Raw genomic sequence first — 1,627 nt, 5'->3', positions numbered from 1 at the left:
GGCTCTGGCCCGTAATCGGTGGTGGCACTGAGTGATCCCTGCCAGGCTGGGCCGTGCTGAAGATCGACGATCTTGCGGGTGTGGTATTTGCGGGGCTGTCTGCCCTGGTCATCGAGGCAGTAGAGGACGAGGACGACCTCATTCGGGTCATGGCTCGTACTCGCGACGAGCCGGTGCCGTGCCCGGTGTGCGGGGCGCTGAGCGGTCGGGTGCACGGCTACGTGAGCCGGACGGTCACGGATGTCCCGGTCGACGGGCGGCGGGTGGTGGTGTCGCTACAGGTACGGCGTCTGGTCTGCCCGGTTTGGGGATGCCCTCGGCAGACGTTCCGTGAGCAGGTTCCCGGGCTGCTCGAGCGCTACCAGCGTCGAACGAGCAGGCTCACCGGCCAGCTGGGCGCGGTGGTGAAGGAACTGGCCGGTCGGGCGGGTGCTCGGCTGTCGGCGGTCCTGGCCGTCACGATTTCGAGGTCCACAGCGCTGCGACTGCTGGCGCGGCTGCCGCTTCCCCCGCTGCGGATCCCACGCGTGCTGGGTGTCGATGACTTCGCGCTCAAGCGCCGGCACCGTTATGCCACCATCCTGATCGACGCTGAGACTGGCGAGCGGATCGATGTCCTGCCCGGCCGCGGTGCCGATGTGCTGGAGACGTGGCTGCGATCCCACCCTGGGGTCGAGATCGTCTGCCGCGACGGGTCGGGCGCGTACGGTGAGGCGGTTCGACGTGCTCTGCCGGATGCAGTGCAGGTCGGGGACAGGTGGCACCTGTGGGCGAATTTCTGCAACAAGACCCTTGCTGAGGTTCGGTCCCACAGCGCCTGCTGGGCCACGGTCAACCCGTCGCGGCCCGCCGGCGTCCATGAACAGACCACCCGTGAGCGTTGGCAGCAGATCCACGACCTTCTGGACAAGGGCGTCGGCCTCTTGGAGTGCGCCCGTCGGTTGAACTTGTCCCTCAACACCGTCAAGCGCTACGCCCGCACCCACAAGCCCGAGGCTTTGCGCCGGGCTCCGCGCTATCGACCCACGCTCGTTGATCCTTACCGCGATCACTTGCGAGAACGGCGCGCCGCCGATCCGGCCGTTGCCGTCCAGCAGCTGTTTCGAGAGATCAAAGAGCTCGGCTACACCGGCAGCCTCAACCTGCTCTACCGCTACATCACCCAAGGCCGAGCCGAAGGAGAGCGGCCCGTCATCACGCCGCGCCGCCTGGCCCGTCTCCTGCTCACCCACCCCGACCGGCTGCGTGATAGCGACACCCGGCTGGTGCAGGAGCTCACAGCCGCCTGCCCCGAACTGGCCGAACTCGCCCGCCATGTCCGCAGCTTCGCCGAGCTCCTCACCCCGGCCGACGGCAACGACGCCAAGCTCACCGCCTGGATCACCACCCTCCGAGCCGCTGATCTGCCGCACCTGCACGGCTTCGCCAACGGCATCGAACTCGATCGCGACGCCGTGAACGCCGCCCTCACCCTCCCGCACCACAACGGCCGAACCGAAGGCGTCAACACCCGCACGAAGAGGATCATGCGCCAGATGCACGGCCGCGCTGGGTTCGACCTTCTGCGCCACCGCATCCTGCTGCAGTGAAGATCACTCAACGCCACCACCGATTACGGGCCAGAGCC

1 protein-coding gene is annotated in these 1,627 nt (G+C 67.7%); it reads left to right on the top strand.

Features of this window, described 5'->3' with window-relative positions:
- Positions 1–53: 53 nt before the first annotated feature.
- Positions 54–1,589 (top strand): ISL3 family transposase, encoded by a 1,536-nt coding sequence (locus tag ACTWPW_RS64090; protein WP_443175023.1) that lies wholly within the window; start codon positions 54–56, stop codon positions 1,587–1,589.
- The last annotated feature ends 38 nt before the right edge of the window (positions 1,590–1,627 follow it).

It is taken from the genome of Nonomuraea sp. KM90, from assembly GCF_052246675.1.
Taxonomy (GTDB): domain Bacteria; phylum Actinomycetota; class Actinomycetes; order Streptosporangiales; family Streptosporangiaceae; genus Nonomuraea.
The sequence above is the reverse complement of the archived record's forward strand: the minus strand, read 5'-3'. Positions and strand labels throughout refer to the sequence as shown.